The sequence below is a fragment of the Chitinophaga niabensis genome, assembly GCF_900129465.1.
Taxonomy (GTDB): Bacteria; Bacteroidota; Bacteroidia; order Chitinophagales; family Chitinophagaceae; genus Chitinophaga; species Chitinophaga niabensis.
Genome location: NZ_FSRA01000001.1, coordinates 60,534 through 74,125, shown reverse-complemented (window position 1 = coordinate 74,125; position 13,592 = coordinate 60,534). Strand labels below are relative to the sequence as shown.

Sequence of the window (13,592 nt, the reverse complement as noted above, 5' to 3'; positions counted from 1 at the left end):
AATTGGTGCTTTTGGGGTGAATGAAAACTATACTTTAACCAGGCGCTCTACAGCCATTTCCAATGTTTCCTCCTTCTTCGCAAAACAGAACCTGATCACTTTATGATCCCTGCCTGATTGATAGAATGCAGATACAGGCACCGTGGCTACACCAAATTCTTTTGTGATGCGCACTGCGAAATCCGCATCCCCTTCTTCACTGATCCTGTCATATTGGTAACACTGGAAATAACTGCCGTAACTCGGCATTGGAGAAAAACGGGTGCCGGACATCAGCCGGTGAAAATAATCACGTTTGGCCTGCATAAAACCGCTTAACTGCAAATAGGAGTCTTTGTCTTTCAGAAACCCTGCCAGTGCCACCTGCGAAGGGGTATGACAGGAGAAACAGTTATACTGATGCACTTTTCTGAACTCCTGCATTAAGGCAGGTGAACTGATGCAATAGCCCATCTTCCAGCCGGTGCAATGATATAACTTCCCGAAAGAGAAAGTCACAAAACTACGCTCCAGCAGGTCCGGATAGCGGAGTATGCTTTGGTGGGGGATATTATCGTAGATGAGGTGTTCATATACCTCATCGCTGAGTATAAATATATTCGTGCCTTCCACAATGGACCTTAACTGCCGAACATCACTTTCACCCAATACAGCGCCTGTAGGGTTATGCGGGGTGTTCAGCATAATGAACTTTGTGCGGGGCGTTATCTTTCTGCGTACCTCTTCCCAATCTATTTTATAATCAGGGAATTTCAGTTCTATCAGTATGGGTATGGCACCATTCACCAGTACATTGGGCACATAGCTGTCATATGCCGGTTCAAAGATGATCACTTCATCACCGGGTTGCAATACGGTGGTAAGTGAAGTATAGATGCCATAAGTACCGCCGGGGGTAATGGTGATCTGGGTATCCGGGTTAATAGTGGTGCCGTAGAGGAAATGTACCTTTTCTGCCAATACTTCACGCAAAGGAAGATAGCCCTGCATGGGGGCGTACTGGTTAAACCCTGCCTGCATGGCTTCATTCACTTTTGCCACCAGGGCTTCATTCATGGGATAGTCCGGGAACCCCTGACCCAGGTTGACTGCTTTATACTCGTTTGCCAGGGCACTCATTACACTGAAGATGGTGGTGCCGGTATTTGGAAGTTTTGAAGAAATCTGCAAGGTATATTGTTTATTTTAGTCAAAATCTTCTGCTAAAATAACAATAAAAATAAAGGGCCATCCCAAAAATGAGACGGCCTTTATTGAAAGTGTACAGTATATTATTTCATAGTCAAAGTCTCTTCTACTTTTCTTGCATCACCAGTGGTATTGGTATAAACGGTCTTAACATCTATAATACCTGTAGCCCTATTAAATGTAAGGCCCTGTATGATGAAAGAACCGGGAGCAATGCCTGCCATCATGGTGGCATTAGGCGCTACTGAGATAGTGGTACCATCGTAAGTGAACACATATTTCCAGCCACTGCCGCCCAGGTTCGCATAATCTACCTCTATTTTATCTGCACTGAGTTCTGTACTGGTCTTATCACCGGAAAGCACAGTAGTACCTGCTACTACGTTATTAGCCACGGCGCCTGTATAGTTTGTTCTAAGCCCCCCGCTCACATATACACCGGCCAGAGCGTTCTCTTTTTTAAGTGTATCTGGTTTTGTGGCAAAAAATGTGTCAATGGCAGTGGGTTCCGGGAGATACCCGGAATGCACCAGTATTTTTGTACCATACCTGTAATCTGCCACGAGCGTATTCACATTTGCTCCGGGCACCCTGATCATTTTTGTGCTTCCATCAGTACTGGCATAGGTGAGCCTGGTGAAAGGACTGTTGGTCGCAATCGCTGCCCAGGTAATATTCAATCCTGCTTTTGTGACCGTCATGGCAGTAGCACTGCGGTTATTAATAGCGGATTCATATTGTACGCCATATGCATTGCCGACAGTGAACACAGGAATAGACCTGTTACCTTTAGCATCGTAAGTTCTGATCTCCACTGTCACGGCTCCTTCTACCAGGTTGCTGAGGATTGTTCTCGTAGTGTCCACATCCCCCTTTCTGACAACAGGTACTTCTATGGAATCCTGCCTGCTGTTCCAGAACATGCGGTACATAGTGATCTTGGGATCAGAAGTAAAAAGCCCTGTTACGAGTACCCTGTTCTTTCCGGCCATTACTTTTACAGAGTCCATAATACCGGGGTAAGAGATTTCCCCGTTCACCTGGTATTTTTTGTAATCATCCCGTTTTGTACAGGCAGCAGCCAGTATAACTACTAAGATGAACAATGAGCGCCTTATATATTTTTGTTTCATGTACATTCTTTTTAATTAAGCATTACAATGGTGCACCCCAGATCTGCAATTGGGAAATACAGAAGCCGAACTGCCCCTGCCAGGTGCGCAATACCCTGATGCGGAGATATTTGTAGGCGGGTGTTCCGGGAGGAAAATCAAACTCCCAACCGATCCTGGCCTTTTCCTGGTCTGCCGTTGTTTCTGTACCATAGGGCTGACCTGAAGGTTTTATTACTTCACAATCCAGCAGTTTTGTCCAGCTGGCCCAATCGCCGTTCAGGTTAGGATTGTTGGAACCCCAGATCTCAAAATAGCGTGGGTTACCCCTGATATAAAAGTTGTTGCCAATTTCAAGGTAGGGCCGGATCCGCAGGCGGCTCAGCACACTTGCTTTTCCCAGGTTCATGGTGATGGACTGAGGAGAACCGGCTGCCTCATCTGTGAATGCGCTGGGCCATCCGTTACCGGCGCGGCCATCCCACATCATTTCCTGGTTGGTGCCATATACGTACACAGCATCATTGGGCAATTTAACGGCTGAAAAATCCAGGCGGTTCAGCATTTGCTCAAAGATCGGTTTGAGCGTTGCATACAGGGTATCTGTATAGTTCAGGAAACGATCCCGGATAGCGAATGCAAATTTAGTAGCAACAGTATCGAGCCCGCGGATGCTGCGGTTGATAATGGAATCTTCCGTGTATATGTTATCCAGATTGGCAAAGGCTCCATTTCCTGTTGTATCTCTCATAGGCATGATCACCAGCGGATAACGGAATTTATTAAGCGCCTGGATATTGATACCGCCAAAAGTTGCCACTACACGCAGGTCCCGGAATGCCAGCGTCATAGGAGACACCAATGGTTTCACTGTAACAACAACAGGCTTGGATACCTGTTCTCCCCTGTTCACTGCATAGAGCTCCACCTTGTGTTCAAGCGTATCACCAAAGCCATCCAACACCATACGATTGGTATAATAAGAGGCTTTGATCTCCCGTTTGGTACCTTTACCAACTTCATATACTGCTTTCACATAAGACAGGTCCGGGTTGGATGGCAAAGTATAAGTGATCTCAGCCACCCCATTCTTATTCAGCACCTCTACTTTAGAAACCTCTCCGGGTGCGCCCTGCCCTTTTTCTACCGGCTCATGCAACACTTCCTGTTTACAGGATATGGCCAGCAGGAACATTAGTACTAAGATATATTTGGTCATGTGATTAAAGTTTTTGAGAAAGAATAATTACCAGCCAGGGTTCTGTACCAGGTTTTGATTCACACGCATATCCGCTTCTCCGATGGGCCAGAAGTAATCACGTGGTACTACAAACTTTTGTGTAAAGAATGTTTGTGTTTTATAATAGAGGTTGATGTCTGACTGGTTCACATCCCAGCCCTGTATATTCCCGTTCAGCTGCTGCCCTGCTTCTTTCCACCTTCTCAGGTCCCAGAACCTGTTGGCTTCAAATGCCAGTTCAATTGTACGTTCCTGGCGGATGATAGCCCGCATGCCTTCTTTTGAGGAATACTTGGAGGGGTTGGATGAAAAGTTACTCCAGGATTCTGCTACCGATCTGAGGCCTGCTCTTGTTCTCACCCTGTTGATATATTCATGCACATCTGCTACAGGCCCCTGCGCTTCGTTCAGCGCTTCCGCATACATCAGGTACATATCTGCCAGGCGAATTGCCGGCCATGCGTAGTTCTCCACAAATATGGCATTGTTCGCCTGCCAGATGAATTTCCTGTTCACCAGTTTCTTGGGATAATACCCTGTAATAGGAGTTGCCAGGCCGCTACCAAACTGTCCCTTTTTGGATTGCACCGTCCATGTGTTATCATCTGAGTTGGAGGTACTGTTAGACATGTACCAAACGCCACCGTCAAACCCAAGGGAGCTATAAAAGCGGGGTTCCCTGTCGAAATTGATCCGGGCAGTTCTATAGTTTTCGATGATATTATATTTCTCCGCCCTTACGGCCGTTCTCAATTCGGTTGGATTAACAAAGCTGAGTGTTTTATCCTCTGCGATAGGTACACCGTTCTTTGTATAGAATAAGGACACCATTTTCATTGTAGGTGCCATTACGGCAATAGAGCCTGTGTTAGAAGACTGTGCAGGGTCTGTATGTGCCATTGAGAATGCCTGTAAGTTGAATGTGGTGGAATTGGTGAGCGGCCAGATCACTTCTTTGTTGAGGGGTTCTGAAACAGCTCCCCGCAGGCTCATTTGTATCCTGGTAGTATCTTTAATATTAAACTCAGGAGATGGTGGGAACACATATAAGGCACTGCCTGTTGCTTCCGCAGCTGTGATAGCAGCCTTGCAGGCATCCGCAGCACGCTGCCATTTAGCGATATCAAAAGTGGGGTTAAATAATAAAGACCCGTCTTTATTTTTGAAGGTGGCAAAATCCGGGTTGCCATTGTATAAAGGGCTGGCCACCATGAGTAATAACTTAGCCTTTACCGCGGCTGCAATTACTTTGGTGATACGCCCCATTTCAGTAGCATTATTCTGGATACGCTCCGGTAATCTTGTGGATGCTGTATCCAGGAGTGCGCTGATATAATTTACTGCGGAATCAACCGGCATGCGTTTTACACGCATTTCAGCAATGGGTGCATCGATAGGAAGGTTCTTATCTACGATCACAATAGGCCCATAGTTCCTTAATAAGATATAGTGGTAATATGCTTTCAGGAATTGCGCTTCACCTATCCATCGCGTACGCATATCTATCCCAAGATCAGGTACTTTACTGAGGTCCTGCACATTTTCCAGGAAAACATTACAATCCCTGATAGCCCTGTAAAGCGAAGTGTTGCTTCCCCAGTAATCTACAAATGGGGCAGCCTTGTTCTGATTACCTCTCCCGATGTTCCAGACATAGCTGCTGATCCTTACTGTAGGAAATTCCATCCACATTTCATCTGCGCCCATAAATGCAGGATTCTCCTGCACTTCTCCGTCATTAGGTAAATAGGAGTAACAGGTGAACAGGTATTTTTCCGCTTCGCTCTGTGAATTAAATGCAAGTTCTACCGTGGCTATATTATCCGGTGTTACATCCAGGAATGCTTTTTTACATCCGGGGATCCAAAGTGTTACAAAACACAACCCGGCCAATCCGTATATAAAGTGTTTATATTTCTTCTTTATCATGTCAATAACTTTTTGGAATAATTAAAACCCGATCAGGGCACCTACGTTGAATACACGCTGGATAGGATACCCCAGCCCATTGCCACCCATTTCTGGATCCCATAATTTGAATTTGCTGAAAGAAAGCAGGTTTAATCCGTTCATGTATAACCTGCCGCTGTTCAATCCTATACGGCGGGTGAGGTTCTTAGGGAAATTATAGCCCAGCTCTGCTGTTTTCAGGCGAAGGAATGCGCCATCCTGCATCCACCATGTGGATGCGGGCAGGTTATTCTGAACATAAGTATTGCTGAGCCTTGGCCAGAAAGCATATGAATTACGATTATCTTCAGACCAGTGATCTTTTGCGATCACATCCAGCAAGCCGCTCTGATAACCTGTACCTAATGTTTGGTTAGAGTTAAGCGGGTTAACAGGATTCAGCACAAAGGGAGAAATAGCAGAAGGATTGACGAAGAATGAACTACGGGCAGAACCCTGAAAGAACATGCTCAGATCAAAGTTTTTGAACCCGAGTGAAAAACCAAATCCATAAAGGATCTCCGGATAATCAGGTAAACCTATCGGCACAAGGTCGTCGTTGGTGATCTGGCCATCTCCGCTAATATCACGGTATTTGATATCGCCGGCCATATAGTCACCAAATTGCCTGGGCGAATTCGCTACATCTTTCTCGTCAATAAACAAACGTTCTGCGATGAAACCAAACTGTTGCCTCAGCGACCAGCCAACTCGGGAGAGATATCTTTGGTCAGGGCCAAATGCTGGCTCTTCGTTCACCAGCAATTTGCTGGTGGCGTAGGTAAAGGTGCCCCGGGCAGTAAGCCAGAAATCACTGCCGCGTGCGATCTTATAATCCAGTGCAAGGTCTATCCCATTACTTTCTGCTTCGCCGGTATTGGCTTGTGGAATTGTTTGCAGGCCTACTGTGGAAGGTATATCTGCCCGTGTCATGAGAATGTTCCTTCTTTTATTCCTGTAACCATCCACTATCAGCGTCAATGATTTAAACACAGTAAGGTCCATTCCATAGTTCAGTTGTTTGGACCTTTCCCAAGTAACATTGTTATTCCCATAACGGGAAGTGGAAACACCGGGGCGGATGTAGCCAAATCGTTCTCCGAAGATCGCTGCCCTGCTGGCATCATTAAGGTTCACCTGCGACAGGAAAAAGAAACGATCCGCGTCTCTGCCGATCTGGTCGTTCCCTACGAGACCGTAGGTAGCTCTGAATTTAAGATTGCTGATCTGATCTTTCAGGCCGCTAAAGAACTGTTCATTGGAAACTACCCAACCGATACCTACAGAAGGGAAAAAGCCGTAACGATTATTAGTAGCAAATCTTTCAGAGCCATTATATCCGAAGTTAAATTCAAACAGGTAACGGTCATCGAAGCCGTAGGTGAACCTGCCGCTTACGCCAAGGTTCCTTTTAGGCAATGATAACTGAAGATCGGTAGCCCCGCCTGTGAGATAATTGAACATCCGCCCGATCAGCATGCCGGTTACATTATGCTGGCCTATGGTGCGGCCATAGTTCAATTGCAGCTCCGTATAAGTAGTTGTGTTCTGCTTGCGTTCCCCCGGGCGATAATCCAGGTACTCAGTAGGCGCCTGACCTCCAATCTGTCCAATACCTGGAATATTATTATTCAGGTGAGAAATGCCCGCTGGTGTTTTTCCATCCTCCGTAAATACCTGGTAATAGAAGGGATTGTATTGCCGAGCCACATCAAAGCTGGAATAGCGGGTGGTATAACCCATCAGCCTTGCATTCAGGCCGGGTGTGATGCCGCTCATATCCTGCGTTAACTGCAACTGTGCTGTGAGTGTACTTGTATTACTTTGCTGATAACCACGCACTGCTTCCGCATAAGGATTGATAAACAGGTCCCTGGTAGTTCCGGGAATAAGCGCATTGCCAAAAAGCGGATGTTTGGCATAAGGGAGATAAGATTGCGGATAAATGGCTGGAAAAGAAACAGGGTTAGCCGTCAATACGCTGGATATTATACGTGCACCGCCACCCACCGGTCCATTATAGTCATCGAACTGCCCCTTCAGGCTTACCAGTGCTTTTGTTGTTTTGGTAAGATTGAGTGTTACGTTTGACAGTACGGAATAATTGCGCAATTTAATGTTGCTGTTAAAATCATTGAGGGGTGCAATTTTCAGCACTCCATTGTCCACATTATACGTCATGGCAAGATAGTACTGCAGTTTATCACCCCCGCCGCTTACATTCATATTGTAACGCTGGTTATTGGTGTAATCCTTGATCATCTGTTTAACCCAGTTGTTATTTGGATACAGCAAAGGATCATCGCCTGCAGCCGTATGATCTATTTTATTCTGGGAATAAGGTGCTGCACCTAATGCGTTCCTTGTTAACGATGCTTCGTTGGCCAGGCGCATGTATGTAATATTATCTGCCAGTTGAAAATTCTTTGTATTGGAAGAAGTGGAATTTTCTACCCGTACATTAAAGCGGGTTTTACCGGATTCCCCTTGTTTGGTGGTCACCAATATCACTCCATTCGCCCCACGTGCACCATATATGGAGGAGGCTGTGGCATCTTTCAGAATGGAGAATCCGGAAATATCATCCGCCTGCAATCTTGCCAATGAAGTATTATCACTTTCAATACCGTCGATCATGATCAACGGATCTACTTTACCGGTACCGAAAGTACCTACACCGCGAATAAAGAACTGAGCATTATCAGCACCCGGCTCACCAGAACGCTGAAAGGATATAACACCGGCCAGGCGGCCGGCCAGCATGGTAGTCAGGTTACTGGTGGGCCCTTTCAGCTCTTTAGGATTGATGCTGGTAACAGAGCTCACGAGGCTTGTTTTCTTTTGTGTACCAAACCCCACGATCACCACATCACTCAGGGTGGAAGCAGCGGGTTCCAGTTGCATATTAATGGTGCTGCGGTTGCCGATAGCTGCATCTTTAGCTACGTAACCAATAAAGGTAAAGCTGAGTGTATCTTTCCCTGCCGGCACCTGTATTATGTAATGCCCTTTTTCATCTGAGCTGGTACCGGTTTTGGTTCCCTTGATCAGAACTGTTACCCCTGGAATACCTGTGCCATTTTCATCGGTCACATTACCCTGGATGCTCCGGGCGGATTGAGCATGCAGTCCGGAACTGAATAACAGAAAGAATGGGATTAGCAGGGCCTGATAAAAATTGTGTTTGCGCAAATGCCACTTGCATAGGTAATTAGTAGCCATTTTCTTCATACATGTGTTGTTTACGATGGAATTATTTTAGCTGGTAGTAGTGGAAACAATAAAGAGTAGGTCTGGCATATTTATACCAGAACATTCACCTCATACAGGTGTACAGCAATAGCCTTGAATTAATTTGGTTGAATATATTTGTTGATCAGTAATTGCCAGTTATACCAGCTCAACAAAAGTAAGAGAAGCGGCAGCTTAGATATAAACGATCTTAGCAAGTTTCATAATAATCCTAGCATTTTCCAGCAATTCTCAACTATCCTGCATCAATGCAGAACGGCCGCCGTCTATCACATAGGTAGTACCTGTACTAAAGGATGCGAAAGGGCTGGCAAGAAACACACACCATGCACCTATCTCTTCCGGCGTGCCCAGCTTTTTTACGGGGTGAAGGTTTACGGTACGGGCTTTTTCTTCATCGGGCGTAACGTGTGCATTGAACCATTCCTGGTTGCCGGGCGTATCAATAAAACCAGGAGCAATACCCACAGTACGAATGGCAGGAGCCCATTCTATGGCCAGGCTGCGAACGAGGCCTGTTAATGCTGTTTTAGCTACATTATAGGGAAAACAACCGGGTATGGTTGAATATGCATGATTGGAGGTGATAATGATGATCACACCGTTGCCGTTTTGCTCCAGGTAAGGTTTACATAACTTTGCTACCTGCCAGTGGGAACTGAGGTTCAATTGTATATTGTTATCCCATTGTGCGGTGGTACATTGCGCAACTCCTTCAAAAACATTGGCTCCGGCACAGGAAACCAATATATCTATCCGCTGCCGTCTTTTTATCACATCTGCAACAAATGTTTCCAGGGCATTCAAATCCGTTACATCCACTGATCGGGGAGCATTGATATCGCAGCCTTCCACCACAGCACCAGCCTGTTCCATCATAGCTGCAATACCGGCACCAATCCCGGATGCAGATCCGGTAACGATCACAATTTTATCTTTTAAATCAATTGCAAGTGCCATATGGATGTTATTCTTTTTCGTTCTTTGACAACATTGTCATAAGCAGCCCGAACAATACAAACAGCCCGCCACACCATAGATTGACGTCCGGCTGTTCCGGGTGAAATACTTTATGCAGCAGCAGGATGGTACCTGTCAGCAAAAAGAAAAGCCCTATTACAAAACGCAGATCCAGGAACCTGTTCATAGATGCAATTAAAAGAAAATTATGTTGAAAACAATTGTTATCACCAATACGATCACTCCTAACCACAAGGGATTCTTATACCAGCGCTTCTCTGTATCCTTTATCCTTTCCGTAAGGCTGTACACCAGGCCTTCCAGCTCTTTCTCTTCCCTTGGGGCAGTAAACAGGCTGATAAGGATGGTAACTGCCAAACATACCAGGAAGGCGATCCACGCAATGGTGAACGCCTGGCTGGTACCGGAATAAAAACCGGTAAGCGGCACTATCCATCCCCCTTTCCCTTCCGCTACGGAAATACCGTGAACAAAAGCAGCAGTAAGTGTACCCGCTATCAATCCCCAGAAAGCCCCATGCCCGGTGGTTCGTTTCCAAAACATACCCAGGAAAAAGGTAGCAAAGAGCGGTGCGTTCACAAAGCTGAACACCAGTTGCAGCAGGTCCATAATGCTATTGTAACCACGCGCCACATAAGCAGTGGCCACAGATGCTGCAATACCTGCAACCGTAGTGATCTTGCCTACATACAGGTAATGTTTCTCTGAAGCATCCTTACGGATGTGGGACTGATAGATATCAAAGGTCCAAACAGTATTGAAGGCGGTCACATTTCCGGCCATGCCACTCATAAAAGAAGCGATGAGAGCAGTAATACCTACCCCCAGCATACCGCTGGGATATAATTGTTTCAACATCACCGGTAATGCCATATTATAATCCGTTTCGCCTGCCGCATTCACCGGCAGCTGAAATCCTGCGAACTGTTGTTGCAATGCCAGCAGTACGATACCGGGCAGGATAACAATCAATGGCATCAGTACTTTGGGAATAGCCGCTATTACAGGTGTTCTCCTGGCATCATTCAGATTACGACTGATCATTGCGCGCTGCACTACAAGGAAATCTGTACACCAATAACCAAAGGCCAGTACAAACCCAAGGCCGAACACCATACCTATTGCATCCACGCCCATGGGATTATTCTCCGGCGATGAGAGCCCTTTCCATACGTGTAATTTTGCATCATCCACATGTTGTACAATACCTTCCCAGCCACCGGCTTTTTGCAGGCCTATGAATACAAGCGGAGCAATGCCTAATACAATGAGGAAGAATTGTAACACTTCATTGTACACCGCGCTGGTGAGCCCTCCCAGGAAGATATAGACCAGTACAATGCCTGCAGCCAGCCAGACAGACATATCAAAATCCCACCCCAGCGTTACCTGCATCAGCATGGCCAATGCATAAAGGGAAACACCGGATGAAAATACCGTCATACCTGCAAAAGTGAGTGCATTAAAAGTTCTTGTTTTTTCATCGAAGCGGAGCTTCAGGTATTCAGGGACGCTTCTCGCCTTGCTGCCATAGTAGAAAGGCATCATGTAAACGCCCAGGAAGATCATGGCAAGGGCAGCACCCAGCCAGTAAAAGTGAACAGTGTACAAACCGTATTTGGCTCCATTGGCTGCCATCCCCAATACTTCCTGCGCTCCCAGGTTGGCAGAGATAAAAGCAAGGCTGGTGATCCAGAGCGGGATGCTCCGGTTGCTCATGAGAAAATCGTTGCCTGTTCTCACCTTCTTTTTCAGCATCAACCCAATGGACACTACAAAAACAAAGTAAAGGGCAATGATCGCGTAATCTATCAGTTCTAAATGCATAACGTAGTACTGGAGAATGAATGGGCAGGTATTCCCTTTACAGGCAATTCCGCCACAAATAAAGATCCGCTGTCCGGGAACTGTGCCAGTTGACTTTGGGTAAGCCCGCTTCTTGCGGTGGTGATAAATAAGCGGTTCATATCAGGGCCTCCAAATGCGCAGGAGGTTACATGCGGAGCATCTACCAGTATTTTGCCTATGATCTCTCCGCTCTCCGGATGATACCTGTGTACACACCCGCCTCCCCACATGGCTACCCACAACATACCTTCCTCGTCTGTACACATCCCGTCTGGTATAAATCCGGTTTGGGCGATGATACTTTCATTGCTGATCTCTCCATTTGCCAGATCAAAATCAAAAGCTTTGATATTATAGTCCATGGAATCGATATAATACATTTTACTGTTGTTTGCAGACCAACAGATACCGTTAGACACGCTGATATTATCAAGCATTTTCCGAAGTGTTCCATCATAGCGGTACAATGCACCCTGATGAAGTTCTCCATCCATATGCATGGTACCTATCCATAACCGGCCGGCTGCATCACATTTACCATCATTACAACGATTCCTTGGTTTATCCCATTCTACAGGAGCAACCATCCACTGTTCACCCGATGCTGTATCCAATAGATCAATTGAGCCTTGCAAACCCATTAGTAGTTTATTTCGCCCGGCGGGTATGATCATCCCAATCCTGCGGTTCACTTTCATCTCACCATAAGCCGCTGTTTCGGTACGTAAAGCGCAGATCTTTTCTCCTTCAATATCTACATACATGACCGTTTTCTTTCCGCTATCCCAGAAAGGCCCTTCTCCGAGCATAGTATTGCTTCTGTGCAGCACTGCTGCCTGCCATTCCCTATACATAAAATCCGGAACGTGGTTGAAGGATGCCGGGATGTTTTTCCATTTCCGCTTCCACCAGGTCCACGCCTAATCCCGGGCGGTTATTCAAATGAAGATGACCATCTTTAACCATTTCAGCAATGGGATGATCTATCACTGTATCTCTCCAGGGAACATCATTGAACATAAATTCCTGCCGGAAGAAATTAGGCACGGATGCACAGACATGGGCGGATGCCAGCGTTGACAAAGGTCCGTTGGGATTATGCGGGGCTAGCAACACGTTATAGGCTTCCATCATAGTGGCCATTCTTTTCATTTCAGATGGTCCCCCGCAACGTGTAATGTCAGGCATCATGATATCGCAGACATTCTTTTCCAGCAATGGCCGGATACCATGACGTGTATAATGCCGCTCGCCTACACAGATAGAAACACTGGACGGGATACGCTCTCTCATGGCCCGCAATGTATCGGCACTTTCAGGGCCTGCTGGTTCTTCATACCAGGTGATATCCAATGTTGCCAGGCGCTGCGCCATTTTTACCGCCACTCTGAAATTAAGCATGGCATGTGTTTCTATCATGATATCAAAGTCTGGCCCAACAGCATCCCGCACAGCTTTACTCACATCAAATGCAAGGTCCTGCTGCGCAGGTGTTAAGGTAAGATTGGAAGAGAGGTCTTCTCCGTACAAATAGTTTGTATGCGCAAAGGGATCAAACTTCAGTCCTGTAAAACCAGCCTCTTTCACTTTCTTTGCCTGTGTGGCATAGTCTGCCGCATTATGACCGCCACCGGTGAACCAGTAGTTGGCGTATAATTGTATCTCTTTACGAAAAGCGCCTCCCAGTAATTCATAACAAGGTGTTCCCAGCACTTTCCCCTTAAGGTCCAGCAGGGCCATGTCTATTCCACTGATCGCGCAAAGGCTGGCACCATAGGGGCCCATCCAATTGAGGTCCCGATATAATTTCGTCCAGATGAAATCTGTTTTCATAGGATCCAGGCCAATGATCCTTTCTCCCACGTGTTTTGCTGCATGATATACAATGGGGCTACCGGGCCAGTTGGTGGCTTCCCCTATTCCTGTATGGCCTGTATCTGTATAGATCTTCAGTAAGGTCCAGTTATACTTTACACCTTCTACCAGCCATACTTTTACATCTGTGATCTTCATTGTTTGTT

At 46.2% G+C, this 13,592-nt stretch carries 10 protein-coding genes; all 10 read right to left on the bottom strand.

Features of this window, described 5'->3' with window-relative positions; translation table 11 throughout:
- Nucleotides 1-27: 27 nt before the first annotated feature.
- Nucleotides 28-1,170, bottom strand: coding sequence for a methionine aminotransferase (locus BUR42_RS00300; RefSeq protein WP_074237126.1), 1,143 nt, complete (start codon nucleotides 1,168-1,170; stop codon nucleotides 28-30).
- Between the two features lie 101 nt (nucleotides 1,171-1,271).
- Complete coding sequence (locus BUR42_RS00295) at nucleotides 1,272-2,321, bottom strand: DUF4998 domain-containing protein (protein ID WP_159442184.1); 1,050 nt, start codon at nucleotides 2,319-2,321, stop codon at nucleotides 1,272-1,274.
- A 22-nt stretch (nucleotides 2,322-2,343) separates the two neighbouring features.
- Nucleotides 2,344-3,519 carry a DUF5000 domain-containing lipoprotein gene (locus BUR42_RS00290; protein ID WP_074237123.1) on the bottom strand — a complete coding sequence of 392 codons (1,176 nt, stop codon included), beginning with the start codon at nucleotides 3,517-3,519 and terminating at the stop codon, nucleotides 2,344-2,346.
- Between the two features lie 27 nt (nucleotides 3,520-3,546).
- The gene (locus BUR42_RS00285) at nucleotides 3,547-5,469 is read right to left on the bottom strand and encodes a RagB/SusD family nutrient uptake outer membrane protein (protein WP_084185232.1); all 1,923 of its coding nucleotides are present in this window, start codon (nucleotides 5,467-5,469) and stop codon (nucleotides 3,547-3,549) included.
- A gap of 21 nt (nucleotides 5,470-5,490) precedes the next feature.
- Nucleotides 5,491-8,721, bottom strand: a complete 3,231-nt coding sequence (locus tag BUR42_RS00280; RefSeq protein ID WP_234979581.1) for a SusC/RagA family TonB-linked outer membrane protein — start codon at nucleotides 8,719-8,721, stop codon at nucleotides 5,491-5,493.
- A 252-nt stretch (nucleotides 8,722-8,973) separates the two neighbouring features.
- Nucleotides 8,974-9,702 carry an SDR family NAD(P)-dependent oxidoreductase gene (locus BUR42_RS00275; protein WP_074237121.1) on the bottom strand — a complete coding sequence of 243 codons (729 nt, stop codon included), beginning with the start codon at nucleotides 9,700-9,702 and terminating at the stop codon, nucleotides 8,974-8,976.
- Between the two features lie 7 nt (nucleotides 9,703-9,709).
- The gene (locus BUR42_RS00270; RefSeq protein WP_074237119.1) at nucleotides 9,710-9,889 is read right to left on the bottom strand and encodes a hypothetical protein; all 180 of its coding nucleotides are present in this window, start codon (nucleotides 9,887-9,889) and stop codon (nucleotides 9,710-9,712) included.
- 8 nt (nucleotides 9,890-9,897) lie between these two features.
- On the bottom strand, nucleotides 9,898-11,550 hold the full coding sequence (locus BUR42_RS00265; RefSeq protein ID WP_074237117.1) for a sodium:solute symporter family protein: 1,653 nt from the start codon (nucleotides 11,548-11,550) through the stop codon (nucleotides 9,898-9,900).
- Nucleotides 11,541-12,425 carry an SMP-30/gluconolactonase/LRE family protein gene (locus BUR42_RS00260; RefSeq protein ID WP_074237115.1) on the bottom strand — a complete coding sequence of 295 codons (885 nt, stop codon included), beginning with the start codon at nucleotides 12,423-12,425 and terminating at the stop codon, nucleotides 11,541-11,543. Before BUR42_RS00260 ends, BUR42_RS00265 begins: the two co-directional genes overlap by 10 nt.
- Nucleotides 12,418-13,584: a mandelate racemase/muconate lactonizing enzyme family protein gene (locus BUR42_RS00255; RefSeq protein WP_074237113.1), complete on the bottom strand. Its 1,167-nt coding sequence runs from the start codon at nucleotides 13,582-13,584 to the stop codon at nucleotides 12,418-12,420. Before BUR42_RS00255 ends, BUR42_RS00260 begins: the two co-directional genes overlap by 8 nt.
- Between the last annotated feature and the right edge of the window lie 8 nt (nucleotides 13,585-13,592).

What these genes read in the sequence shown, in the direction of transcription:
- BUR42_RS00280 (WP_234979581.1), bottom strand. Translation starts at nt 8,721, where the DNA reads ATGAAGAAAATGGCTACTAATTACCTATGCAAGTGGCATTTGCGCAAA.
- BUR42_RS00285 (WP_084185232.1), bottom strand. Translation starts at nt 5,469, where the DNA reads ATGATAAAGAAGAAATATAAACACTTTATATACGGATTGGCCGGGTTG.
- BUR42_RS00260 (WP_074237115.1), bottom strand. Translation starts at nt 12,425, where the DNA reads ATGTATAGGGAATGGCAGGCAGCAGTGCTGCACAGAAGCAATACTATG.
- BUR42_RS00290 (WP_074237123.1), bottom strand. Translation starts at nt 3,519, where the DNA reads ATGACCAAATATATCTTAGTACTAATGTTCCTGCTGGCCATATCCTGT.
- BUR42_RS00255 (WP_074237113.1), bottom strand. Translation starts at nt 13,584, where the DNA reads ATGAAGATCACAGATGTAAAAGTATGGCTGGTAGAAGGTGTAAAGTAT.
- BUR42_RS00295 (WP_159442184.1), bottom strand. Translation starts at nt 2,321, where the DNA reads ATGAAACAAAAATATATAAGGCGCTCATTGTTCATCTTAGTAGTTATA.
- BUR42_RS00275 (WP_074237121.1), bottom strand. Translation starts at nt 9,702, where the DNA reads ATGGCACTTGCAATTGATTTAAAAGATAAAATTGTGATCGTTACCGGA.
- BUR42_RS00265 (WP_074237117.1), bottom strand. Translation starts at nt 11,550, where the DNA reads ATGCATTTAGAACTGATAGATTACGCGATCATTGCCCTTTACTTTGTT.
- BUR42_RS00270 (WP_074237119.1), bottom strand. Translation starts at nt 9,889, where the DNA reads ATGAACAGGTTCCTGGATCTGCGTTTTGTAATAGGGCTTTTCTTTTTG.